22 protein-coding genes are annotated in these 22,555 nt (G+C 72.7%); 11 read left to right on the top strand and 11 right to left on the bottom strand.

Going from position 1 to position 22,555, the window contains the following annotated elements; genetic code table 11:
• The first annotated feature begins 104 nt into the window (after positions 1-104).
• Positions 105-728 carry a hypothetical protein gene (locus ACIBSW_RS35845; RefSeq protein ID WP_354728716.1) on the top strand — a complete coding sequence of 208 codons (624 nt, stop codon included), beginning with the start codon at positions 105-107 and terminating at the stop codon, positions 726-728.
• On the opposite strand, the gene ACIBSW_RS35840 is transcribed toward ACIBSW_RS35845, so the two are convergent.
• The gene (locus ACIBSW_RS35840; protein WP_354728717.1) at positions 702-1,595 is read right to left on the bottom strand and encodes a hypothetical protein; all 894 of its coding nucleotides are present in this window, start codon (positions 1,593-1,595) and stop codon (positions 702-704) included. The genes ACIBSW_RS35845 and ACIBSW_RS35840 overlap by 27 nt on opposite strands.
• 58 nt (positions 1,596-1,653) lie before the next feature.
• A complete protein-coding gene (locus ACIBSW_RS35835) occupies positions 1,654-3,171 on the bottom strand; it encodes a diguanylate cyclase (protein ID WP_354728719.1) in 1,518 nt (505 codons plus the stop codon).
• Between the two features lie 205 nt (positions 3,172-3,376).
• Here ACIBSW_RS35835 and ACIBSW_RS35830 point away from each other — a divergent pair, with 205 nt between their 5' ends.
• The gene (locus ACIBSW_RS35830) at positions 3,377-4,990 is read left to right on the top strand and encodes a PAS domain-containing protein (RefSeq protein WP_354728721.1); all 1,614 of its coding nucleotides are present in this window, start codon (positions 3,377-3,379) and stop codon (positions 4,988-4,990) included.
• A 345-nt stretch (positions 4,991-5,335) separates the two neighbouring features.
• On the opposite strand, the gene ACIBSW_RS35825 is transcribed toward ACIBSW_RS35830, so the two are convergent.
• Positions 5,336-5,824: a MarR family transcriptional regulator gene (locus ACIBSW_RS35825; RefSeq protein ID WP_354728723.1), complete on the bottom strand. Its 489-nt coding sequence runs from the start codon at positions 5,822-5,824 to the stop codon at positions 5,336-5,338.
• An 8-nt stretch (positions 5,825-5,832) separates the two neighbouring features.
• Positions 5,833-7,080, bottom strand: a complete 1,248-nt coding sequence (locus ACIBSW_RS35820) for an NAD(P)/FAD-dependent oxidoreductase (protein ID WP_354728725.1) — start codon at positions 7,078-7,080, stop codon at positions 5,833-5,835.
• Between the two features lie 86 nt (positions 7,081-7,166).
• Here ACIBSW_RS35820 and ACIBSW_RS35815 point away from each other — a divergent pair, with 86 nt between their 5' ends.
• From ACIBSW_RS35815 to ACIBSW_RS35805, 3 genes are all read left to right on the top strand, one after another.
• Positions 7,167-7,508 (top strand): PadR family transcriptional regulator, encoded by a 342-nt coding sequence (locus ACIBSW_RS35815; protein WP_404799560.1) that lies wholly within the window; start codon positions 7,167-7,169, stop codon positions 7,506-7,508.
• A 34-nt stretch (positions 7,509-7,542) separates the two neighbouring features.
• The gene (locus tag ACIBSW_RS35810) at positions 7,543-8,613 is read left to right on the top strand and encodes a hypothetical protein (RefSeq protein ID WP_354728729.1); all 1,071 of its coding nucleotides are present in this window, start codon (positions 7,543-7,545) and stop codon (positions 8,611-8,613) included.
• Between the two features lie 67 nt (positions 8,614-8,680).
• Positions 8,681-9,169, top strand: a complete 489-nt coding sequence (locus ACIBSW_RS35805; RefSeq protein WP_404799559.1) for a hypothetical protein — start codon at positions 8,681-8,683, stop codon at positions 9,167-9,169.
• A gap of 52 nt (positions 9,170-9,221) precedes the next feature.
• Here the strand turns inward: ACIBSW_RS35805 and ACIBSW_RS35800 are convergent, their stop codons facing one another.
• The gene (locus ACIBSW_RS35800; RefSeq protein ID WP_354728731.1) at positions 9,222-10,049 is read right to left on the bottom strand and encodes a hypothetical protein; all 828 of its coding nucleotides are present in this window, start codon (positions 10,047-10,049) and stop codon (positions 9,222-9,224) included.
• Positions 10,050-10,233: 184 nt separating this feature from the next.
• Between ACIBSW_RS35800 and ACIBSW_RS35795 the strand changes: the two genes are divergently transcribed.
• The 3 genes from ACIBSW_RS35795 to ACIBSW_RS35785 all read left to right on the top strand — a co-directional run bounded on the left by ACIBSW_RS35795 (position 10,234) and on the right by ACIBSW_RS35785 (position 12,816).
• Positions 10,234-10,911, top strand: coding sequence for a response regulator transcription factor (locus ACIBSW_RS35795; protein ID WP_354728733.1), 678 nt, complete (start codon positions 10,234-10,236; stop codon positions 10,909-10,911).
• Positions 10,904-12,211 (top strand): ATP-binding protein, encoded by a 1,308-nt coding sequence (locus ACIBSW_RS35790; RefSeq protein WP_354728735.1) that lies wholly within the window; start codon positions 10,904-10,906, stop codon positions 12,209-12,211. Before ACIBSW_RS35795 ends, ACIBSW_RS35790 begins: the two co-directional genes overlap by 8 nt.
• A gap of 92 nt (positions 12,212-12,303) precedes the next feature.
• Positions 12,304-12,816, top strand: coding sequence for a PepSY domain-containing protein (locus ACIBSW_RS35785; protein WP_354728737.1), 513 nt, complete (start codon positions 12,304-12,306; stop codon positions 12,814-12,816).
• A gap of 227 nt (positions 12,817-13,043) precedes the next feature.
• Here ACIBSW_RS35785 and ACIBSW_RS35780 read toward each other — a convergent pair whose 3' ends face one another.
• On the bottom strand, positions 13,044-13,799 hold the full coding sequence (locus ACIBSW_RS35780; protein WP_354728739.1) for an SDR family oxidoreductase: 756 nt from the start codon (positions 13,797-13,799) through the stop codon (positions 13,044-13,046).
• Between the two features lie 418 nt (positions 13,800-14,217).
• On the opposite strand from ACIBSW_RS35780, the gene ACIBSW_RS35775 reads away from it, so the two are divergent.
• On the top strand, positions 14,218-14,841 hold the full coding sequence (locus ACIBSW_RS35775) for a VOC family protein (protein WP_354728741.1): 624 nt from the start codon (positions 14,218-14,220) through the stop codon (positions 14,839-14,841).
• Between the two features lie 22 nt (positions 14,842-14,863).
• On the opposite strand, the gene ACIBSW_RS35770 is transcribed toward ACIBSW_RS35775, so the two are convergent.
• A complete protein-coding gene (locus tag ACIBSW_RS35770) occupies positions 14,864-15,652 on the bottom strand; it encodes an SCO6745 family protein (protein ID WP_354728743.1) in 789 nt (262 codons plus the stop codon).
• 176 nt (positions 15,653-15,828) lie between these two features.
• Between ACIBSW_RS35770 and ACIBSW_RS35765 the strand changes: the two genes are divergently transcribed.
• Positions 15,829-17,679 (top strand): glycosyltransferase, encoded by a 1,851-nt coding sequence (locus ACIBSW_RS35765; protein WP_354728745.1) that lies wholly within the window; start codon positions 15,829-15,831, stop codon positions 17,677-17,679.
• A 9-nt stretch (positions 17,680-17,688) separates the two neighbouring features.
• On the opposite strand, the gene ACIBSW_RS35760 is transcribed toward ACIBSW_RS35765, so the two are convergent.
• From ACIBSW_RS35760 to ACIBSW_RS35750, 3 genes are read right to left on the bottom strand one after another with little or no spacing between them, the layout of a single operon-like run.
• A complete protein-coding gene (locus ACIBSW_RS35760; protein ID WP_404799558.1) occupies positions 17,689-18,858 on the bottom strand; it encodes a tetratricopeptide repeat protein in 1,170 nt (389 codons plus the stop codon).
• Complete coding sequence (locus ACIBSW_RS35755) at positions 18,855-20,087, bottom strand: tetratricopeptide repeat protein (RefSeq protein WP_354728227.1); 1,233 nt, start codon at positions 20,085-20,087, stop codon at positions 18,855-18,857. Before ACIBSW_RS35755 ends, ACIBSW_RS35760 begins: the two co-directional genes overlap by 4 nt.
• 24 nt (positions 20,088-20,111) lie before the next feature.
• A complete protein-coding gene (locus ACIBSW_RS35750) occupies positions 20,112-21,173 on the bottom strand; it encodes an epoxide hydrolase family protein (RefSeq protein WP_354728229.1) in 1,062 nt (353 codons plus the stop codon).
• A gap of 62 nt (positions 21,174-21,235) precedes the next feature.
• On the opposite strand from ACIBSW_RS35750, the gene ACIBSW_RS35745 reads away from it, so the two are divergent.
• Positions 21,236-21,655: a MarR family winged helix-turn-helix transcriptional regulator gene (locus ACIBSW_RS35745; RefSeq protein ID WP_354728225.1), complete on the top strand. Its 420-nt coding sequence runs from the start codon at positions 21,236-21,238 to the stop codon at positions 21,653-21,655.
• Here the strand turns inward: ACIBSW_RS35745 and ACIBSW_RS35740 are convergent.
• Positions 21,630-22,532, bottom strand: coding sequence for an aminoglycoside phosphotransferase family protein (locus ACIBSW_RS35740; protein ID WP_354728224.1), 903 nt, complete (start codon positions 22,530-22,532; stop codon positions 21,630-21,632). The two genes, ACIBSW_RS35745 and ACIBSW_RS35740, sit on opposite strands and share 26 nt — an antisense overlap.
• Between the last annotated feature and the right edge of the window lie 23 nt (positions 22,533-22,555).

Genomic DNA, 22,555 nt, shown 5'->3' with positions numbered 1-22,555 from the left:
GAACGCGGCGCCCTGAGCGAGGGGGCGACGGATCTCCGCCACGTCGGTGGTCCGCCGCGCGAACCCCGCGGCCGGGCAGGTCCGCGGCCCTAGGCTGTGCGGCTGTGAAGCGAGCGATCATGGTGATGGCGGGCCTGGCGATGGTGGTCCTGGGCGGATGCCGCAACGATGAGCCGGCCGCGGCCGGAGGCCCCGAAGCGGCCGGGGCGGCCGAGGCGGCCGGCGGGACGGAGGCGGCGCCGAGCCCGGAGCTGACGGGTTCGGCCGAGTTGCGGTGCCTGATCGAGGGCAGCCCGTGGCACGTGTCCAAGCCGGACCTGGAGACCCAGCTGCAGGGCGTGCTGCGCGGGATCGACGTGACCGGCGTGCGCATGACCGGCGATCAGACCCTGACGGTGACGCCGGCGCTCAAGGCGACCTTCACCGACGGCATCACCACGACGGTCACGGCGGACCTGGGCGGCGGGCTGACCATGAGGGTCACTCAGAAGCACACCGGGACCGCGTCCGGCGGGTGGCAGGTCGACGGGAACGCGCTCACCCCGCAGGGCGCGTGGACCGGCGGCATCAAGATCGACGGCAAGGTCACGATCAACGGGCGTTCGGCGAACGCGCCGATCGCCGTGCCGGAGGACTCGCTGGGCGACGTCCCGATGACGTACACGTGCGTGGACGGCGTCCTCAATCTGCGGGCGCAGGGATCACCCTTCGTCTACCTGTTCCGCTGACCAGGCCATGCCGAGCTCGAAGCGGGTGCCGACGTCGTAGTGGGCCATCGCCTCGGCGATCCTGCGCTCGACGGTGCGCTGCGAGGTGCACTGCGCGGTGGCTATCGCCCGGTCGGACATGCCGAGCGCGAGCATTCGCAGCACGTCGTGGAACTCCGGCTTCGGCGTCCGGTACTGCGCGGCGGCCCGCCAGACCGTCTCGCAGTACGCGGCGGTGAGCGCCCGGATCGCCGGATCGTGGACGATCATGATGCTGGGCGGCGGGTGCTCGCCCCAGGTCAGCGGGAGCGCGCACAGCACCTCGGGGTCGGAGTAGAGCCAGCTCTCCACCCGGCGGGCCAGCCGGACGCGCAGGCCCGCCCGGATCAGCACGTCGATCACCGCCCGGTCGTCGTCGGTGACCACGGCCGCGGCGGGCAGCACGGCGCGGGCGTGCCGCATGCCCTCGGGGTACGGGCCGACGACGTCGGCGAGGCTCGGGGCGATGACGTCGCGCACGACGTCGAGCGACGGGTAGAGGTTGATCGGGGCGCGCGGCGGGGTCAGCGCGGCGTGCCGGGCCCAGGCCCGCCACTGCTCCTCGCGGCCGTGCACGAGCTCGACGCCGACGGTGGTGCGCGGGTGGTTCTGCCACTCCCGGGTCAGGGCGGGCAGCACCGCGATCAGGCCGGCGGTCGCGTGCGCCTGCCGGGCGAGCACCGCGGCGGGCTCGTCGTAGCTGAGCCGGTCGCCCGTCTGCGCGACGAACCCGGCCCGGATCAGCTCGTCGAGCGGGCCGTCGTCGAGGCCGAGGGCGGGCAGGTCGGCGCGGCGGGCAGGGCGGGCCTGCAGGAGGGAAACCAGCAGGCGCAGGGCCGGTTCGGTCACAGCGTCGGTACTTTAGCCGTTCCCGCCCCGGCGCGCGAGAGTCGCCGCGCGCGGCCCATTACCCCAGGACGGATGGCGTGGGTTCGGCCACCAGGACTTGATCGCGGCCCGCCCGCTTGGCCCGGTACAACGCCTCGTCGGCGAGGCGGAGCAGGTCGTCGGGGCTGCCGGTGGCGGCCAGCTGCGCGACGCCGGCGCTGAACGTGACGTGCAGCGTGCCGAGCGGCGTGTCGACCGGGGTGGCGGCGCACTGCCGGCGCCACAGGTCGGCGCGCTCGGCCGCGGCCTGCGCGGGTATCCCCGGCAGGACGACCACGAACTCCTCGCCGCCGTAGCGGGCCACCATGTCGCCGTCGCGGACCGAGCCGGTCAGCTGCCGGGCCAGGTCGATCAGCACCTGGTCGCCGATCGCGTGCCCGTACCGGTCGTTGACGGTCTTGAAGTGGTCCACGTCGATCATCACGATCGACAGCGGGTGGCCGTCGGCGGCGGCGCCCGCCTGCGACTCCAGCACCGCGTCCAGCTGCCTGCGGTTGTACACCCCGGTGAGGCCGTCGCGCACGGCCTGCTCGGTCAGCTCGGCGCGGAGCCGCTCCAGCTCGGTGATGTCCCGCGCCACCACGACGGTGCCGGCGCTGCCGCCGTCGGCCGCCTCGATCTTGACGACCCGGAAGTCGTACACCTCGCCCGAGGCACCGGAGATGGTGGTCTGGCCGGTGTCGGCGACCAAGGCGGTGAAATGCGGGTCGGCGACCTCCTGCCAGCGCTTGCCGATCACGGCGCCGGCCGCCGGGTTCACGGCGGCGAGCAGTCTGGTCGCCGCCGGGTTGACGTCGAGGAACCGGCCGTGGGGGTCCAGCACCATCACCGCGTCGCTGAGCGCCGAGATGACCTGCGCGTAGGTGACCGGCACCCGTTCGGAGGTCACACCCGAGCGGTCGGACCACCACCAGACGACACCGGTGACCAGGAACAGCACCGGCGTCAGATCGAGACCCCGCATGTCCACGTCGAGGAACACCGTCACCAGGTTGCCCACCGTCGGCGCGATCGCGCCGACCAGGAACCACCGGTAGTTCCTCCGCTGGCCGCGGACCGCCCGGCGCATCGCCCGGATCACCAGCACCGTGCCGACCGCCATCAGGACGTAGCCGTACAGGACGTGCACCCAGTACCCCGGACCGGGCTGCGCGACGACCCCGAAGCTGCCCGCCTCGACCTGCCGGTAGAAGGTGTGGTGCCATTGATCGGTGGCGATGACGGCCACCAGGAGCAGAGGCTCGATCAGGATCAGCGCGGGCCGCGGCGGCCGGTGCCCCGAGGAGACCGCGGTGTGCCAGTAGAAGCCCGCGACGACCATCGCCACGCCGGGGAAGATCGCATAATGGAAACCGAGCGCCAGCCCGAACGTCGGCGCCACGAGGGAGCAGGCGCTGGCCAGCGCCCATTGCGCCGCGCCGGCCATGACGAGGCTGAGCGGAAGGGCCAGCGGCGTGTCGGACCGCCGCCGATACGTCAATGCGGCGTACACCGAGGCAATCAGGCCGGCTCCCACGTACAGAGCGACGATTGCCATCCGCATTTCTACCCCTTCCCGGGAGTTGCCACCCGCACAAGTCGGCGCCAGGAAGGGCGAGCTGAGCAGACGCCTGGGACATCACGTCGTCGAGGCTTCGAAGGGGTAAGTCGGACCATTGCCATCGAAAGACTTACATACCGGCATGGACACACCGCGACGCCGCTGGTACTAGTTGGGCGTGCTGAGGGCCATCGAATGGGCTGTGCTGGGAATCTGTAGCGCGGCCGCCATCGTCTACGGGGTCCGTCGTCACCGACCTGCCCGGACCGGACCCTGGCTGCTGCTCGCCGGCGCCATCGTGGCGAGCACCGCCGGCGATGTGCTGACCGCGCTGAACCGGCCAGGGGTGGCCGATGTCTGCTTCTACGTCATGTTCGCGTTGGTCGCCTGCGGCCTGCTGCAACTGACCCGCGGCGGTGCGATTCTCGTCGACCGGGCACGGCTCATCGACCTGCTCGCGCTCGCGTGCTCGACGCTGCTGGTGGTCTGGGTGTCCGTCATCGGCGATGCGGGCCAGATCGGAGACATCTCCGGGGCGTACGTCATCGGAGCCCTGCTGCTCCTCGCGGTCGTCACCCGCCTGCTGTTCGCCGTGGGCCGCAACCTCACGGCCATGCTGCTGGTCATCGGCGCCGTGGGCGTGCTGGTCAGTGACATCGCGCAGCCGCTGTGGCCGGGCAGGCTGAGCGAGTCCGGGTTCGTGGTGCTCTATCTGGCCTGGGGCGCCGCCGCGCTGCACCCGTCGATGGTGAGGCTCACCGAGCCGGCGACGCCGCGTCCGAGCCCGTGGCGCAGGCGCTGGGCGGTGCTGCTGGGCATCTCCGTCGCCACCCCGCCGGTCGTTCTGCTGGTCGAGGCGGTCCACGGCGCGGTCGGCGACGGCGTGGTGATCGCCGTGGCCGGGGCGATCACACTTCTGCTGACCATCACGCGGCTGACCGACTCGATGACCCTGAACCGCCGGGCCTTGACGCGTGAGCGCGGGCTGCGGCAGGCGAGCGCCGCTCTGGTCGCCGCCGCCGACACAGCGGCCGTGGGCGAGGCCGTCCGAGCCGCGATCGCCCAGCTCATGCCCCCGGGCGCCATCCGCAGCATCGACTTCGCCACCGACGACAGTCAGCTCACCCTCGAAGCGGTGCCCGGCCTCGAAGCCGGCACACCGCCCCGCAGCTGGTGGATCGAGGACGCCGACCGCGACCACGCCACGCTGGTCTGTCCGCTCTGGCTGGAGCCGCTCGCCGTCGCCCGGCCCAGCGGCGGCGCCCTGATCCTGGCAGGTCGCCGGGACACCCTTACCGCCACTCGCGACACCCTCGAGGTGCTGGCCGGTCAGGCGGCGCTCGCGCTGGACCGCATCTCCCTGGTGGAGGCGGTCGGCCGCCGCGACAGTGACCTCTATCTGCGCGCGGTGATCCGGAACAGCGCGGACATCATGGTGGTGATCGACGAGGACCAGCGCATCCGGTACGCCAGTCCTTCCCTGCGCGAGCTGCTCGGCGTCGACGACCTTCCGCCGCTGGCCACACTCGACGATCTGGTGCATCCGGACGATCGCCACCAGCTGCGTCAGGTCTTCCGCAGCTCTGGCGACGGCGTGGTGTACTGCTCGCTGTTGCGAGCGGACGACAGCCAGGCATTGGTCGAAGCCACGTACCGCGACCTGCGCGAGGACCGCCTGGTCCAAGGCTTCGTGGTGACGATGCGAAATTTTCCCCAGGGCCGTGAGCCGAACGAGCAGCCGCCCCATGGCGACAACCTGGACGAGTTGCCGGCTCGGGTGAACCGGCGCAGCGCTCGACACAAGTTCCGCTACTAGGTTCTGTCTCGGACGCCGACATCGACGAAGCCCGCCCTCCTAGCGCTGGAGGACGGGCTTCTTGATTTTGCCGGTCGGAGCGCTGGTCGCCGTGCCGTCCGCGTACCCGGGCACGGTTACGGTCACGATGACCAGGATCTGCCCGCCGCGCATGCTCTTGGTGACCTTCAGGGTCTTCTTGGTGGTAGGCCTGCCGATGGGGCCGCCGGACTGGCCGAAGCCCTCACCCCACTGGTCGAGGCCACCTGAGCAGAAGGCCCGTCCGGGGAGGAGGCCGGCGCGGGTGAGCTGACTGCCATCGCGGCGAAGGTGGCGACGCCTGCGGCGAGGCTAGTGCGAATCTGCTCAGGCGGGTTGCTGCGCGGTGTCGCCGCTGCGGAGGAGGTCCAACTCGGCGAGGTACATGGCCTGCATGCGGTCATGGTGCCGGACCAGCAGCAGCACCTCCTCGACGCTGTAGCCCTCGACGAGCCGCTTCGCCCGCTCGGCGAACCGCTCGTACGGTCGCTCCAACTCGGCGATGCGATCCGGCCGCAGGGTGACGATCACCCGCCGCCGGTCGGCCGGATCGCGTTCGGCCGTGACGTAGCCGGCCTGCTGGAGCCGGCGGAGCATGCTGGTCACCGCTCCGGTGGTGAGGTTGGTCCGCTCGGCGACCTGCCCCGCGGTGGCGGACCCGACGTCCGCCAGGAAGTCCAGGCACTCCAGGTCGCTCACGGTCAGGCCCAGCCGGTCCGCGATGGCGTACCGGAACACCATCGACAGCCGCGAGGTCTCCCGCCCGGCGCGCATGAGATCGGCGATCGCGGACGCCCGGGCCGGCTCGTGGGACATGCCCGCAATCATGCCTCCGGTACGGTGACCCGGTGCAGCCGAGGTAGCACGCGGGTCAGCACCCAGTGCGGGGCGGACGCGTCCCCGGTGAGGCGGCGCATCAGCCCAGCGGCGGTGTCGACGGCGCGGAAGGCGTACGGCACCATCTCGTCCTGGTAGTCGGCGATCGCGTTCTCCACCGGCTCGCCGCTCGCCCGGGCCTCGGCCAGCCTGCGGCCGAGCAGGGCGGCGTCGCGGAGCGCGGTGTTGCCGCCGTGAGCGCCGAACGGCGGCATGACGTGCACGGCGTCGCCCATCATCGTCGCCCGGGGCACCGCCCACCGGTGCGGGCGACGGCCGGTGGCGAAGAGGTTGAGCACCGTGGCGTCCAGCTCGGCCGTGTCGACCAGCCGCCGGATCAGCGGGTGGAAGTCCGCACTCATCCGGGCGGCCAGTTCCCGCAGCGCGAGAAGGTTCCCGTGTACGCCCGTCGGCACCTCCTCCTGCCGCAGCAGCAGCCCCCACATGACGTAGTCATCGCCGGTGGGCGCATAGCTGCCGGGGGTCACGCGCGCGAACGCCTCGCGCGGGCTCTCGCCGAACCGCATGGAGGTGAAGAAGAACGCGCGGCCCGGCCGGTCGGCAATGGCCAGGACCCCGCTGGTACGCAGCGCGTCCGGAATGACACTCTCGCCGTTGCGCCGCAGGGGCGACCGTCCGTAGACGCCCGCCATCGGGGTGTTCGCCGGTCCCGCGTCCGGTACGAGCTGCGCGCGCAGCGCCGAGCCGATTCCGTCGGCGCCGACGACGACGGTCGCCGCGGCGGCCCCGCCGTCGGAGAACCGCAGCCGCAGCCCGGCCGGGCCGCCGCTCTCCACCGCGACGGCCGCTCTGCCGTAGTGGATGCGCCCGTCCAGTCCGGACATCAGGATCGACCGCAGGGTCAGCCGGTCGACCTGGCGGGTCGCGTGCGGCTCGTCCTTGAAGGTGATGGTGAACGCGTTCCGCAGCCGGCTGTCGGTGAAGCGCAGATGCCCGCCGGGCTCGTCGCCGGTGGTCAGCGCCAGGCGGTACAGCGGGCGGGGCAGGCTCTCGCGCAGCGCCTCCAGCCCGTACCGGTCGAGAATGATCCGATAGCCCTGCTGCCGGACGAACGGGCCCGGGTCGCGCTCGTAGACGTGCACGTCGATGCCGGCGCGCATCAGGTACTGGGCGAGGCAGAGGCCGGAGAGGCCGGCACCGGCGATCGCCACCGAGAAGTCGGTCGATACGTCCATCCGGTTATCTTAATGACTAAGATGATTTGCACAAGGTATCGATGCCCGGCTTCGCCTATAGAACGATCAACTGTATATTGGCGGCCATGGCGAGCATCCGGCGACCGAGCTTTCTGATCCTGTTGGCGCTCGCTCCGGCCCCACTGCACGGGTACGCGGTGATCAAGGAAGTGGCGCGGCTGTCGGATGACAAGACCCGCCTCGCCGCCGGCACGTTGTACGCGGCACTCGACCGGCTCAGCGACGAGGGCCTCGTCCAGGTCGACCGCGAGGAGACTGTCGACGGCAGGCTCCGCCGCTACTACCGGCTGACCGATCCGGGCATCGCCGCACTGGCCGCCGAGGCCGAGCAGATGCGCCGCGACGCACGGATGGTCACCCGACGGTTGAGCGCAGCCCGCCCCGTCGGCGCTCCCCGCCCTGCCTGAATCGACGCCATCGCCGGCCCCTGAAGGGATCAACATGCCCGACGACATCCGCACCAGGCGTCTGGCCCGCAGGTACCGGCGGTGGCTGATCGCCTACCCCCGAACGTATCGGCACGAGCGTGGCCCGGAGATCCTCGCGACGCTGCTGGACGCCGCCGATCCCGGCCGATCGCGGCCGGCCGGCCGTGAGGCCGCGCTGCTGCTGCGGCACGGCCTCGGACGACGTCTCGCCGAGTTCGGGCGTCGGGCGTTCGTGATCGCGGCATTCGCGGCCGTGCTCGGAGGGCTGAGCGGGATCGCGCTCGGCTCGTGGCTGGCCTGGCGGGACGTGGACCCGATGGCGCCGGACAAGGCCACGGCGATCGGCCTCGCGCCCACGGTCCTGCCGGTCCCTTTCAACGACAGGGTCGACCAGTTCGGGCGGCACACCTTCTGGAACCCGTACAGCAGGAACACTTTGTTCGGCGGTACCGGCGTACGCGCCGGCCGGACCAGTGTGACCGGCATGATGCCCCCGCAGGCCGGCGTAAAGCAGGTCGCCGCCGCCGTCACCCGGCAGATGCGCGCACACGGCTGGCAGGACGTCCGGACCACGGTCCACCGCGATGGTCCGCAGACCGCGCCCGCCGCTTTCGCCGAGGTGACCGGCACGCGCGCCGGCTATCTCGCCGCAGTGCAGATCACCCAGGCCGAATCCAACCCGTCCGCGCTGAATCTCGACCTGATGTGGTCCGAGCCGCCCGGCCACCTGCGCGACACCATCCTCGGCGGCCTGGCCGGCGCTCTGCTCGGCGCCCTGCTCGGGCTTTACACCGCCAGGCGCATGCGCCGCTACGGGCCTGGCCGGCAGCGGGCGTACTCAAGACTCTGCGTCGCCACCCTGCTGATGCTCGCCCCGGCCTGTCTGGGCAACATCCCCACCTCGACCGGCTCCCTGCTGGCCAACACCCATCGCAACGGCCACGGTCCCTCGGTGTACTGGGGCGGTTTCGTGTTCTTCGGGGCCGAGCCGCTCGCCATCCTGTCGCTGGTCCCGATCCTCGCGATCGTCGTCTGCTGCGTCTGGCCGCAGCGGGCGCCCGTCCGCACGCCCACCACGGCCTGAGCGCACGGGTGAGACGTGGCTTGCCGTCTCCAGCCGCTTGATGAGCCGCCGGACCACGATCAACGGGATGATCCCGATGACGCCGAAGGAAATGTCGATCACCGTCCACCAGAACGGAATCTGCCGTACCGGCCCGGCTATCAGCGCGAGCGGGATGATCGCAACGCAGCAGAGCATGCCCCATTCGATGACCCAGATGTTGCGCACCGGGTCACGCCACGGGCCCCAGAAGGCCATCGCGATCACCAGGTGGGCAAAGGCCAGCCAATCCGTTCCGTACGCGATGAAGGGGTGGTTCGCGGCGGTGAGCACCAACCCGTCTCGGACGCGGTCGATCCAGGCGACCAGCCCGTCCGGCGCCGGCACGGACTGCAGCACCTCGGCCAGCAGCCGCACTTCGCTGACCAGCGGAAATGCGGTCACGCCGCTGAGCACCAGTCCGGCCACGAAAATGAGCAGCCAGGCGCGAATCGCTTTCATGATCGAGAACTTAGAGCATGTGTTCCCCGCCAGGCCGCCCGCGCACAACACCTTCACGAAACGCGCCAACGACTGACTCATCCCCGTCAGCGGGTAGTCCGGCGGTAATCGTCGACCGGTATCGCGGTTCAGCGGAAGCTGAAGACGGGATCGGTGGCGAGGTCGAGGACGAGATTCTCGTCGTCGCCGACCCACAGCCCGCCCAGCCGGTGGATCTCCAGGTACCACGCGGACACGTCGCGCCGGCCAGGGCCGTTCGGGTCCATGAAGGTGCCGCCGAAGTGCACATGGGAGAAGCGTTCGTCCACGTCGATGAAGTCGGCATCATCATCTTCGTCCAGGAGGCGGATGTCGACGTAGTCGGCCTGCCCCGGAGCGCGACCGGCGTTGGGATCACCGTCGCGCTCGACGAGCCACAGGTCACCGAAGCGGCCGAATCGGACCCGATCATCGCTCGGCGGGAGGTCTTCCTCCGGCGCCAGTTGAAGGCCCTGGCGTGGACGCTCGGTCCGCGGGCCGGTGAACTCGGCGGCGGTGAGCCAGACCGCGCCGTAAAACGAGCCGGTGTCCGGGTCGCAGACGACGCTGCTGTGCGGGTGCGGGCGGGCGGCGGCGACGTCGCCCCAGAACGGGTCGTCCAGGTGCGCGACGTGGGACAGGTCGCCCGCCAGGGCCGCGGCGAACTCCGCAGGGGCGGGCAGGAAGCCGGACTCGTCCGGCCAGTCGAAGACCGCGATGGCGACCAGGTCGGCGGAGCGGCGCCGGTACTCCGGGGGCAGGGCGATCGTCGCGTCGTGCACGAGGGGCTGCCCGGTCCGCGGTGAGCGGGGCCAGGCGGCCGGGTCGATCGCGGGCCCGGCCGGCCCGGCCCATCCGGCGGGCCGCGGCGGCGGCCCGACCCGGTGGGCGGCGACGGCGCCCTCGTAGGTTCCGGTCGTCACGTCGTATGCCTTCACGAAACAGTCCTTTGCCGGGTCGGCACATAGCGGCGCACAGCAGGGTAACCCAGGACACCCCGCCGCCATGATCGGCGCGGCGCGGCGGAGCGCCTGGCTGTCACCCGGCAAGTCTCCGGCTTCAGCGTGGGTTCAGGACGGATGCGAGAGGATGGCGGTCGGCGACCCTTCCGGAGGGAGAGCGATGCGGGTACTCGTCGTGGACGACGAGCAGCGGCTCGCCCGGTCCCTGCGGATCGGGCTCGAGGCGGAGGGTTTCGCCGTCGACGTGGCACACGACGGCACCGACGGGCTGTGGCTGGCCCGGGAGAACCGGTACGACGCGATCGTGCTGGATCTGATGCTGCCCGGGATCAACGGCTACCAGGTCTGCGCGGCGCTGCGCGCCGGGAAGGACTGGACGCCGATCCTCATGCTCACCGCCAAGGACGGCGAGTGGGATCAGGTGGAAGGGCTCGACACCGGCGCCGACGACTACCTGACCAAGCCGTGCTCCTTCCCGGTGCTCGTGGCCCGCCTGCGCGCGGTGACGCGGCGCGGCGCCCCCGAACGTCCCACCCAGCTCGAGGTGGGCGACCTCCGGCTCGATCCCGCGGCGCGCCGGGTCTGGCGTGGCGGCACCGAGGTCGAGCTGACCGCCCGGGAGTTCTCGCTGCTCTCATTTCTCCTCCGGCACCCCGGCGACGTGGTGTCGAAACGGCAGATCCTCGACGCGGTGTGGGACGACGACTTCGCCGGCGACCCGAACATCGTCGAGGTCTACATCCGCCACCTCCGCAACAAGATCGACCGGCCGTTCGGCCGCGCGGCGATCCAGACCCTGCGCGGGGCCGGCTACCGGCTGGGCAGCGACGGTGGCTGAGCGGTGGCCGGGTGCCTCGTCGGTGCGCGTACGCACCACGGCCGCGGCCGTCCTGGTGGTGGCGTTCGCGCTGACCGCCGGCGCGTTCCTCCTGGTGGCGACGGTCCGCGAGTCGCTGCGCGACGGTCTGGAGAGCAGCGCCGAGCAGCGCGCGTCGGAGCTGGTCGAGCAGGCCGCGGCCGGGGGTCTTGCGGCGGTGGAGCCGGACGACGACAGCGACCTCGACGAGCAGGTCTGGCAGGTGACCAGGCCCGACGGCACCGTCGTCCGGTCCGCGGTGCCGCTGCCCTCCCGGCCCGCCGACGAGGTGCGGCTGCCCGGCGCCGACCACCCCTACCTGGTGGTCACCGACGACGACGACGGGTACCGGGTCTCGGTCGCCGTGTCCCTGGAGGAGGTCGACGACTCCACGGCGGCGCTCGTCACCCCGCTGCTCGTCGGGTTGCCACTACTCGTCCTGCTGGTGGGCGGCACGACCTGGACAGTGGTGTCCCGCTCGCTCGCCCCGGTGGAACGCATCCGGCGCAAGGTCGAGGAGATCACCGGGGAGCGGCTGGACCGGCGGGTGCCCGAACCGCGCCCCGGCGACGAGATCGGCCGCCTGGCCCGGACCATGAACCGGATGCTCGCCCGGCTGCAGGACAGCCGGGACCGGCAGCGCGAGTTCGTCGCCGACGCCTCGCACGAGCTGCGCTCGCCGGTGGCAAGCATCCGCCAGGTGGCCGAGGTCGCCCAGGCGCACCCCGGCGCCCTGCCCGACGGCGAACTCGCCGAGACCGTGCTGGCCGAGTCGGCCCGCCTGCAACGCCTCGTCGAGCAGTTGCTGCTGCTCACCCGGGCGGACGACGGCGGGGCCCGGCAGGCACGTACCGACGTCGACCTCGACGACCTGGCCCTGGCGGAGGCCCGGCGGGTCGCCCGCGCCGGCGTCGCCGTCGACACCAGCGGGGTCGGCGCCGGCCGGGTCCGCGGCGACGCGGCGACGCTCGCCCAGGTGGTCCGCAACCTCGCGGACAACGCCGCCCGGCACGCCACCGCGGTGGTGGCCGTCGGCGTCCGCGAGACCGGCGACGCGGTGGAGTTCACCGTCGACGACGACGGTCCCGGCATCCCCGCGGCCCAGCGCGAGCGGGTCTTCGACCGCTTCGTCCGACTCGACGAGGCCCGCGCCCGCGACTCCGGCGGCAGCGGCCTCGGCCTGGCGATCGTCAAGGAGATCGTCGCCGCGCACGGCGGAACGGTCGCCGTCTCACCCTCGGCTCTCGGCGGGGCCCGATTCACCGTACGGCTCCCGGTCTGAACGGACCTTCAGCCGCGTTCAGCGGGGGTTCAGGGACGAACGCGCAGTCTGTGGCAGACAGCAAGTCCACAGACCGGAAGGAAGCGATTCCCGTGAACACCGCCAAGCTCCGCAGCAAGCGCGTCATCGTCACCGCCGGCGTCATCGCCGTTCTCGCCGCCGGCGGCGGGGTCTGGGCCACCGCCGCGAACGCCGACGCGCGGGGCGAGGACCACGACCGGGTCGCCGCCGCCGCCGTCAGGGCCGTCGGAGGCGGGACGGTCACCGACATCGACGCCGGCGACGAGCCCGGCGAGCCCGCCTGGGAGGTGGAGATCCGCAAGCCGGACGGCACCGAGGTCGAGGTCGTCCTCGATGAGGAACTCAGGGTGATCGGCCAGCATGTCGACACTCCCGACGGCGACGACCGGGCGCTGACCGCAGACCAGCGCTCCTCCGCCGAGAAGGCGGCCCTGACGGCCGTCGGCGGCGGCACCGTCACCGACGTCGGCGCCGGGGACGACCCGGGTGTCGCCTACGAGGTCGAGGTCCGTGACGCCGCCGGCACCGAGTGGGACGTCGACCTGGACAGCGCCTTCGAGACGCTGACCAAGACCGTTTCGTAGACCGCGGGCGCTTCTCCCGTCACATCTGTCCGCCTCAACGCCCGCGCACCCTGGAGGCGTTCGGGCGGCGAGATCGGGACGCCCGGAAGCACGATCGGCCCCGCCCTTGCCGGCGGAGCCGATCGGACTGCGGCCAGTGTGGTACGTCGAAGCCGTCGCGTAGCCGGCGGGTGAGGTATGCCGCGGTTTGGCGGTGGCCGCTCATGCTCGGCGTCGGGCATGGGGGCCTACCTGCCGGGCGTCGGCTGCCCGGGCCAGTCGCGGTAGCGGGTCTCGGCGAGGATCGTGTTTCCGTCGGGCACCAGCGTGCCCTCGCTGAGCTCGGCTCCGAAGTAGCGGGCGTGCGGATCCGTGACGACCGTACGCGGATCGTGGCGGGCGGCCAGGGCCTCCCGGAAGAATTCGTCCATCCGGGATCGCTCGGGTCCGGCGACCTCGACCCTGCCGTGCAGCGGCGTGTCGACGGCGACCCGGGCCACCGCCTGGGCGACGTCGTCGCCCGCGATCGGTTGGAACAGCACCGGGGCCATCCGGACCGTGCCGTCGACGGTGGCGGCGTCGGCGATGCTGCCCACGAACTCGAAGAACTGCGTCGCGTGCACGATCGAGTACGGGATCGCGGCCTTCTCGATCAGCTGCTCCTGAGCGATTTTCGCCCGGAAGTAGCCGCTCTCGGGTAGACGGTCGGTTCCCACCACCGACAGCGCGACGTGGTGGGTGACGCCGGCGACCGCTTCGGCGGCGAGCAGATTACGCGTGGAGGTCTCGAAGAACCTCATCACCGCGTCGTCCTCGAAGGACGGCGAATTGGATACGTCGATCACCACGGACGCGCCGGCCAGCGCGTCGGCGAGTCCGTCGCCGGTGAGCGTGTCGACCCCGGTGTTCGGCGACGCCGGGACCATCTCGTGGCCCTGGTCCCGAAGTCTCGTCACGAGTTTCGAACCGATCAGGCCGGTACCACCGATTACGACGATCTTCATGGCAGTCCTTCCCGGTCACCGGCTGGACGCGGTTGTTCCAGGAGCGGCGCGAGCGTGCGGCGTCCAGCGCGTGGATAGTCCCGATTGCGTATTCTGCCCGGCGCGGAGCAGTAGCGGCAGGCGATTGGACCTGGAGGTCAGGCTTGTTCCGGTCGCGCATGGGTTGTCGCCCACTCGAGTGCGTAGTCGGCAACCTGTTCCCAGCCGGGCTCGACGCCGGGCACCACCGAGACGGGCCGCGGCGGCCAGCAGCACGGCCGCCACCGCGCCGGCGTATCGGACCAACCGAAGTCGCTGCACGGCCCCATGCTTTGCAGCGAAGATGAGCACAGGACCAGCGATCGCCGGATGCCAGAAGGCGGGTTGCCGACCGTCGTGATCGGCCACTGGTCTGACACCACACCGAGGAGGTAGTCAGGTGGATCTGAAGCTCGAGGCCGTCGTCATCCCCGTCGCCGATGTCGACCGTGCGAAGGCGTTCTACGCCGGCCTCGGCTGGCGGCTCGACGCCGACTTCGCCTTCGACAACGGCTTCCGGGTGATCCAGTTCACCCCGCCCGGCTCGGGGTGCTCGGTCCAGTTCGGCACGAACGTCACCACGGCCGAGCCCGGCTCGGCCCAGGGCCTCTACCTGGTCGTCTCCGACATCGGCGCCGCGCGCGACCTGCTCGCCGCCGGCGGCGCCGAGGTCAGCGAGGTCTTCCACCCCGGTACGCCGGGCGCCCAGTTCCCGCCGGGCGACCCGAGTGCCCGGGTGAGCGGCCCGGCGGACGACCGCGCCAGCTACGGCTCGTACGCCACGTTGCGCGACCCGGACGGCAACGGCTGGCTGCTGCAGGAGGTCACCACGCGGCTGCCGGGCCGCATCGACACCGCCGGTACGGCGTACGCCTCGGCGGACGAGCTGAGCGAGGCCCTGCGGCGTGCGGAGGCCGCGCACGGCGAGCACGAGAAGCGCACCGGGCAGCGCGACGACGACTGGCCGGACTGGTATGCCGCCTTCATGGTGGCCGAGCAGGCGGGCACACCGCCGCCTCGGTGAGTCAGGCTCAGTTCGACCGCGGCTAGGCGGCCCGGGCCGCGGTGGCGATCGGCTCGAGCGCCGCGATCAGCTCGTCCAGTTCGGCCTCGGTGAGTACGTCGTAGGGCGGCGCCGCCAGCTCGTCGGTGAGCGCCTCGATCCGCTGCCTGGTCTCCCGGCCGGCGTCGGTGAACCCGCCGGCGGCGTCCACGAGGCCGCGGGCGCGCAGCCCGTCGACGACGGCGGCCAACTGCTCCCTGGGCAGATGGTGTACCCGGCCGAACTCCTCCGCCCGCATGCCGAGGGAGAGGGCGAGCAGGACGTGTGCCTCGGTGCCGCCGATGCCGTGCGCGAGCAGGGCGGCGTTGTGGCCGTCGCCGCGGTGCTCCCGCAGCAGCGTCGCCGCGTGCCAGAGCCGGGCGACCGGCTCCTCGGGCACGTCGAGTGCCCGGAGCCCGGCGTACAGCGCCCGGCCCTCGGTCGGCGCGCTGAGCGCCGCGCGGGTGGCGAGGTCGGCGACCCGTACCAGGCCGGGGGCGTCGACGAGCTCACCCATCAGCTGCCGCAGCGCGGCGGCGCTGCCCCGCTCGCGTACGGCGATCGCCTCCTGCGGGGTGGTCCTCCCCCAGACCCACGGGATGTGGCGCGCCACCTCGCCGTCGGCGAAGTTGTAGAAGACCGCGTGCACCACCGCGGCCGGTGCCGGCCCCAGCGGCGCGGCGCGGCCCGCGAAGTATCCGTCCCAGTAGTTGCGCATGCCGAGGGCCAGGAACTCCTCGTTGGGGATCTCGGAGAAGGTGACGGTGGCGATCGGCTCCACGAGTTCGAACATGCGGTGGACCCTGACCTGTGTGTGCGGCATCGGCCGGCGTCTCCTGTGGTCGTGGCGGCGCCCTCGTGGCGGCCGCTCATCCGGACGACGAACCGCACGGTCCGGATCCGACACGACCGGCCGCGAAACCGGCCGGGACAGACAGCGGGCGCGTGGTCAGTCTAAGGTTCCGACCCGTGAAGGTCCTTTTCCTCATCAACTACGGCTTCGGCATCGGCGGCACGATCACCACGACCTTCAACCTCGGCGGCGCGCTCGCCGAGCGGGGGCACGAGGTCGAAGTGCTCAGCACCAACCGCTGGCGCGACGTGCCCCAGCTGCCGCTGCACCCGGCCGTGCGGCTGATGACGCTGGTCGAGGCGCGAACCGCGCATCCCGACTATGTCAAGGACGATCCGCAACGCGGTCTGCCACCGAAGGTCTATCCGAAGGCCGACTACCGGTCCGCCGACTACGACCTGATGATCGAGGAGCGGTACGCGCGCTACCTGAAGGCGAGCGACGCCGACGTGGTGATCGCCACCCGGGCCGGACTGATCGCCTACGCCGCCCGGTTCGCTCCGGATCGGATGATCAAGATCGGCCAGGAGCACCTGACGCGGCGGCACCAGCGCAAGGCGATGCGCACGGAGTTGCCGCTCCACCTGCGCAAGCTGGACGCGTTCGTGACCAACACCGAGCGCGACGCCGAGGACTACCGCACGCACGTGAAGCTCCCGAACACCGAGCTCATGTCCATCCCGAACAGCGTGCCGGCGCCGGCCGTGCCACGGTCGCACGGCCGGGACAAGATCGTGGTGGCGGCCGGCCGGCTGGTGCCCGGCAAGCGGTACGAGCTGCTGATCCGGGCCTTCGCCGCGGTGGCGGCCGAGCGTCCGGACTGGCAGCTGCGGATCTACGGCCAGGGCCAGTCCGCAAAAGACCTGCGGGCCCTGGTCGCCGAGCTGGGGCTGCACAACAACGTGCTGATGATGGGCCCGTACACGCCGATCGAGACGGAGTGGGCCAAGGGCGCGATCGCGGCCGTGGCCTCCGACCGGGAGTCGTTCGGCATGACCCTGGTCGAGGCGATGCGGTGCGGGGTGCCGGTGGTCAGCACGGACGCGCCGCACGGTCCGGCCGAGATCCTGCAGGACGGGATGGACGGCCTGCTCACGCCGGTCGGGGACGAGGCCGCCATGGCGGCCGCGCTGCTGCGGCTGATCAACGACGACGCGGAACGGGAGGCGATGGCCGACGCCGCGCTGAAGAACTCGGAGCGCTACGACCCGGCGCTGATCGCCGAGCGCTACGAGCAGCTGTTCGAGCGTCTCGCGGCCCGCAAGGCCCGGCGCTGGTGGCTCCGCTGGCAGCGGCGGGGCGCGCCGCAGCCGGTGCTGGGCCCGGCGGCGACGGCGGCCGTGCCGACCGCCGACGCGCTGGTCACCGCGGACGGCGAGCTGGTGCTGGCGGGCGGCGCGGACCTGGTCTGGTGGCGCGGCGACGACAGTGTGCCGGTGGGCGGTGACCTGACCGAGGGCACCTGGCAGCTGCGCACCGCGGACGGCTCGGCGGTCCGGGCCGGCCGCCTGGACACCCGGGCCCTGATCGCCGGCACGGCCACCCGCGTCGAGCTGCCCTTCCGGCAGCCCGACGGTAGCCTCGCCGTGCGGGTCTGGGACCGGCCGGTGTACGCCGAGGTCGGCAACGTGCTGATCGACGCGGACGGCGTGCGGATCGAGGGGCGCGTGGTCGGCGCCGAGCTCGCCGATCCGGTGCTGGAGCTGCGGGGCACCGAGACCAGGGAGCTGCCGGCGTCTCGCACCGAGTCCGGTTTCGCGGTGCGGATCGGCGCGCTGCCGGCGGGAACGTGGAAGCTCTGGCTGCGCTACGCGCCGGGGCGGCCCGCGGTCCGGCTCGGCCGGATCCTGGACGACGTGGTCCGCAAGGACATCGCGTACGTGCTGCCGCAGATCGTCACCGGCGACGTCACGACGCAGCCGCACTACGACACGAACAACTGGTTCTCGATCCGGGTGACGGACTGACCCGCCCGGTCACCTCGGCAGCGAGTCCGAGTTGTCGTCGTTCCAGGTCTCGCGGAGCGAGCGCTTCGAGTCGCGCCACCACTGGCCGAAGTCGGCGCGCCACTCCCGGAGGTCCCGGGCGACCTCCTGCAGCGAGCGCAGGTAGCCGGGGTCGTCCATCCGCGCGCCGACCAGCTCCGCCAGCCCGAGGACCCACAGCACCGCGACGGCCGCCAGGGCGAGCACCGGCAGCCACCAGCGGCCCGTCACCGCGTACCCGATGAGGAGCGCGACCTGCGCGCACACGGTGACCACCCCGCCGTGAACGGCGCGGCGCAGCAGGCCCGGCGCGAGGCGCAGGCAGCGCCAGGGCAGGCGGCCCGCCGGCACCAGCAGCCGCAGCGCGAAGCCGGCGACCACCGCGGCGAAGAGCCCGGCCATGATCCGGGCGAGGGTCGCGGCCGGCGGCCACCACCCGCCGGCCAGGGCGCCGGCGGTGACCAGCGCGATCGCCGGCGCGAACCAGACGCGCAGTGCGCCGAGCAGGCCCCGGATCGGCCAGGTCATCGAGACCACGTCGGGGCGGGCCGGGTTCGCGCGCGCGACGTCGCGCAGGGCCCGCATCGACCGGCCGACCCGCAGCCGCTCCGCGTCGAGCATGGCGAGCAGCCAGCGGCCGTACGCGTTGTCGGGGTCGATCGCGAGCGCGGCCCGGACCGCCCGCTCGGCCGCGTCCCGCCGGCCGGCGACGCGGTTCACGTCGGCGACCGCGAGCAGGCCGTCGACCGACTGCGGAGCCAGGGACCGGCCCCGGTCCGCGGCGGCGACCGCCGCGTCGAAGCGGCGGTCCGACGCCAGCGCGCGGGCCAGCACCAGGTGGCTCGCGGGATGCTGCGGCGCGAGCCGGACGGCCTCGGTCGCCGCGGCGACCGCGTCGCGGTCGCGCAGCAGGCAGAGCAGCGACTCGGCGCGTTCGCCGTGCGCGTCGGCGAGGCCGGGCCGGGCCGCGATCGCCGCGTCGCAGGCGGCCAGCGCGGCCACGTAGTCGAACTGCCGGCGCAGCACGAATCCGAGCATGGTCAGCAGGTTGGCGTCGGCCGGGTCGGTGGCCAGGGCCGCGCGCAGCACCGACTCGGCCTCGGTGCAGCGGCCGGCCTCGGCGAGGTGCCAGGCCCTGCGGTACGCGTCGTCCCCGGTCACCGCAGCTTGCGCTTCTTCAGGTACGCGGCCAGGTCGTCGTACTCGCCGCTCTCGTTGCCGAACATGGCGACGTTGCGGGCGGTGGCGAACCACGCGTCGGTGGACGGGCGCAGCTCGCGGATCGCGGCGGTCAGGTCGTGCTGGGAGATCATCCGGAGCTCGCCGGTGGTGATCGCGTCGCGCAGCGCGAACTCGGCCGCGGTCTCGCAGACATGTGCCAGGTCGGCGCCGGAGAAGTGCTCGGTGGCGGCCGCGAGGGCGCGCAGGTCGATGTCGGCGATGGGCCGGTCGCGCAGGTGGTATTCGAGGATCGCGGCGCGGGCGGCCGCGTCGGGCGGCAGGACCAGCACGGTCCGGTCGAGGCGGCCGGGGCGGCGCAGGGCGGGGTCGACGTCCCAGGGCGCGTTCGTCGCGGCCAGCACGAAGACCCCTTCGTTGTTGCCCTCGATGCCGTCCAGCTCGGCGAGCAGCTGGTTGACCAGGGTGCGCATGGCCGACGAGCCGAGCTGGTTGCGCTTGTGCCCGAGGGCGTCGATCTCGTCGAGCAGCAGCACGCACGGCGCGTGGGTCCGGGCGGCCGCGAACAGGTCGTGCAGGTTGCGCTCGGAGCTGCCGACCCACATGTTGAGCACGTCGACGATGGAGAGCGAGATGAAGCCGGCGCCCATCTCCCCCGCGACCGCCCGGGCGAGGAAGGTCTTGCCGCAGCCGGGCGGGCCGTAGAGCAGCAGCCCGCCGCGCAGGCTCTTACCGAACAGGGTGCGCAGCTTCGGGTTGCGCAGCGGGCCGAGGAACGCGAGCTCGAGCCGCTGCTTCACCTCGTCCATGCCGCCGACGTCGGCGAGGGTCACCGTGGCCCGCTCGACGTCGTGCGCCCGGTCTTCGGGGCCGCGGACGGGCTCGGGCTCGTCACCGGCGGGCACGAACCGCGGCGGCACGACGCCCTGGAACTGGTTCTCCATCGCGGCCCAGTCGACGCCCGGCCGCGCCGGCGGGTCCGCCGGGGCCGGCGCGGGCGGGGCCGGCGTCTCGCCGGCGAGCGCGGCGGTCATCAGCCGGCGGGCGGCGTCGTCGTCGGGCTCGCGGGCCAGGACCTGGGCGGCGTGCCCGACCGCCTCGCCGTGCCGACCGGCGGCCAGCAGCAGCTCGGCCAGGTGCCGCCGCAGCGCCACGTCGTCCGGCCGCGCGGCTACCGCCGCGGTCAGGCTGTCGATCAGGCTGTCGCTCATGAGAGGCGATTATGCCCGGCGTGGTCAGAGGGCGGCGAAGAAGGCGATCACGTCGGCGGCGAGCTCTCCGGGCACCTCCAGGGCGGCGAAGTGCCCGCCGCGCGGCAGCTCGGTCCAGTGCCGGATGTCGTAGGAGCGCTCGGCCAGCGGGCGCACCGACAGCAGGATGTCGTGCGGCAGTACGGCGACGCCCATCGGCGCCGGGCAGGGCACGCCGTAGCCGCTCTCCTTGGCGAGCCGGGCCGACGAGCCGGCCGTGCGGGTCAACCAGTAGATCGACACGTCGGTGAGCAGGACGTCGTCGCTGATCTTCGACGCCGGGTCGGCCCACTCGGTGAACTTCTCGGCGATCCAGGCGAGCTGGCCGGCGGGCGAGTCGGTGAGTGCGTACGAGATGGTCTGCGGCCGGGTCGCCTGCAGCACCTGGTAGCCGGGCCGGTTCGCGGCGTAGGCCGCGGTTCGCTCGGCGCGCTCGCGGTCGGAGTCGCAGAGCCCGGCGGTCGGGCCGGTCAGCGGCAGGTAGTTGACGTGCACGCCGACCACCCGCTCGAGCGCGACCGCGCCCAGCGCCCGGGCGATGCCGGAGCCCCAGTCGCCGCCCTGTGCGCCGAACCGCGGGTAGCCCAGCCGGGTCATCAGCTCGGCGAACGCGCGGGCGATCCGGTGCTGGTCCCAGCCGCGCTCGGCGGTCGGGCCGGAGAACCCGAAGCCCGGAATCGACGGGATCACCAGGTGGAAGTGGCCGGTCAGCGGCTCGATCAGGTCGAGGAAGTCGAACACCGAGCCGGGCCAGCCGTGCACCAGCAGCAGCGGCAGCGCGTCCGGGTTCGCGGACCGGACGTGCAGGAAGTGCACCCGCTGCCCGTCGATCTCGGTGACGAACTGCGGGTACGCGTTGAGCGCCGCCTCGTGCGCGCGCCAGTCGTAGCCGGTGCGCCAGTGCTCGGCCAGGTCCCGGACCCGGGACAGCGGGATCCCGTAGTCCCAGCCCGCGCCGGGCAGTTCGTCGGGCCAGCGGGTGCGGGCGAGGCGGTCGTCGAGGTCGTCGAGGTCGGACTGCGGTACGTGTACGCGGAACGGCTGAATATCGTTCATGCGACTAACGTTAGGCCGACTAACGTTAGTCTGGCAAATGTTAGTCTGCACACATGGACGACCTCCCGAGCCGGCTGCTGACCCGGACCGCGGCGCTGGCACACCGCCTGGTCACCGAGCGCTTCGCCGAGCTCGGCGCGCGCGGCTACCACTACCGGCTGCTCACCACGCTGATCGACGACGGGCCGGCCAGCCAGGCGGACCTGGGACGGCGCACCGGCATCCACTTCAGCGACATGGTCGCGGCGCTCAACGAGCTGACCGACGGCGGCTACGTCGAGCGCCGGCCGGACCCGGCCGACCGGCGCCGCAACACCGTCACGGTGACCCCGCTGGGGCACGCGCGCGCGGCGGCGCTGGCGCAGCGGGCCGCGGAGATCCAGGAGGAGCTGCTCGCGCCGCTGTCGGCCGCCGAGCGCGGCGAGCTGGTCCGGCTGCTGCGCCTGGTCAGCTCAGCCGCGGGCGAAGGCTGAGCGCCACCTCGAGCCCCTGGCCGGGCGCCGCCGGCCCGCCCTCGGAGGACCAGACCTCCGAGAGCACGGCCTGCACGAAACCCCACGCGACCACCCGCTCGAGCGGCATGCCGAGGCCGTCCGCGAACTGCTCGACCCGGGCCGGCAGCAGGTCGAGCACGGGCTCGTCGCCGTCGAACGGGTTGTAGAGCGACGCGCCGACCTCGTAGCCGGGATCGCCGAGCACGCCGTGCGGGTCGATGGCCAGCCACGGCTCCCGGGTGCCGGCCAGCACGTTCTCGTGGTGCAGGTCGCCGTGCAGGACGACCCGCCGCGGCGCGGAGGCGCACAGCTCGGCGAAGAGCCCGGCGGCCCGCTCGACCAAGCGCCGCGGGATCGGGTCGTCGCCCGGGTAGCGGCGCAGGTGCGCGGCGAAGGCGTCGCCGTAGCCGGCGAGTTCGTGGCAGGCCAGGCCGGTCGGCGCGGGCCGGTGCAGGCGCCGCATCACCGCGATCAGGACGGCGGTCGCCCGCTCGTCGTGGTCGCGCACCAGGGTGCGCAGCGTGCGCCCGGGCTCGACCCGCTCCAGCAGCAGCGCGCCGCGGTCCGCGTCGTGGTCCAGCAGCGCGGCCGCGCCCGCGCCGGCGAAGAACGACAGCGCGGCGGCCTCGGCGGCCAGGTCCGGCGCCGTCGGCACGCCGAGCTTGAGCACCGCCGGCGAGCCGTCGGCCCGGCGCACCGGCGCCACCCAGTTGAAGCTCAGCGGGTACGGCGCGCCGACGCTGAGCCGCCAGTCGCGGGCGACGGCGTCGACCAGCGCCGGCAGGCCGGCCAGCCAGTCACGGCCGGCATCGCCCCAGCTGTTGGCCACGTTGCGGGTGAAGGCGGCGGGAAACATCTGATCATTCTGGTACAGAGAAA

Origin of the sequence: Actinoplanes sp. NPDC049668, assembly GCF_044465445.1 — a bacterium.
Lineage (GTDB): Bacteria > Actinomycetota > Actinomycetes > Mycobacteriales > Micromonosporaceae > Actinoplanes.
This window is presented reverse-complemented; position numbering and strand designations above follow the sequence as displayed.

What these genes read in the sequence shown, in the direction of transcription:
- ACIBSW_RS35740 (WP_354728224.1), bottom strand. Translation starts at nt 22,532, where the DNA reads ATGTTTCCCGCCGCCTTCACCCGCAACGTGGCCAACAGCTGGGGCGAT.
- ACIBSW_RS35815 (WP_404799560.1), top strand. Translation starts at nt 7,167, where the DNA reads ATGGCGAGCATCCGGCGACCGAGCTTTCTGATCCTGTTGGCGCTCGCT.
- ACIBSW_RS35745 (WP_354728225.1), top strand. Translation starts at nt 21,236, where the DNA reads ATGGACGACCTCCCGAGCCGGCTGCTGACCCGGACCGCGGCGCTGGCA.
- ACIBSW_RS35820 (WP_354728725.1), bottom strand. Translation starts at nt 7,080, where the DNA reads ATGGACGTATCGACCGACTTCTCGGTGGCGATCGCCGGTGCCGGCCTC.
- ACIBSW_RS35755 (WP_354728227.1), bottom strand. Translation starts at nt 20,087, where the DNA reads ATGAGCGACAGCCTGATCGACAGCCTGACCGCGGCGGTAGCCGCGCGG.
- ACIBSW_RS35835 (WP_354728719.1), bottom strand. Translation starts at nt 3,171, where the DNA reads ATGGCAATCGTCGCTCTGTACGTGGGAGCCGGCCTGATTGCCTCGGTG.
- ACIBSW_RS35805 (WP_404799559.1), top strand. Translation starts at nt 8,681, where the DNA reads ATGATCCCGATGACGCCGAAGGAAATGTCGATCACCGTCCACCAGAAC.
- ACIBSW_RS35795 (WP_354728733.1), top strand. Translation starts at nt 10,234, where the DNA reads ATGCGGGTACTCGTCGTGGACGACGAGCAGCGGCTCGCCCGGTCCCTG.
- ACIBSW_RS35810 (WP_354728729.1), top strand. Translation starts at nt 7,543, where the DNA reads ATGCCCGACGACATCCGCACCAGGCGTCTGGCCCGCAGGTACCGGCGG.
- ACIBSW_RS35780 (WP_354728739.1), bottom strand. Translation starts at nt 13,799, where the DNA reads ATGAAGATCGTCGTAATCGGTGGTACCGGCCTGATCGGTTCGAAACTC.
- ACIBSW_RS35770 (WP_354728743.1), bottom strand. Translation starts at nt 15,652, where the DNA reads ATGTTCGAACTCGTGGAGCCGATCGCCACCGTCACCTTCTCCGAGATC.
- ACIBSW_RS35825 (WP_354728723.1), bottom strand. Translation starts at nt 5,824, where the DNA reads ATGTCCCACGAGCCGGCCCGGGCGTCCGCGATCGCCGATCTCATGCGC.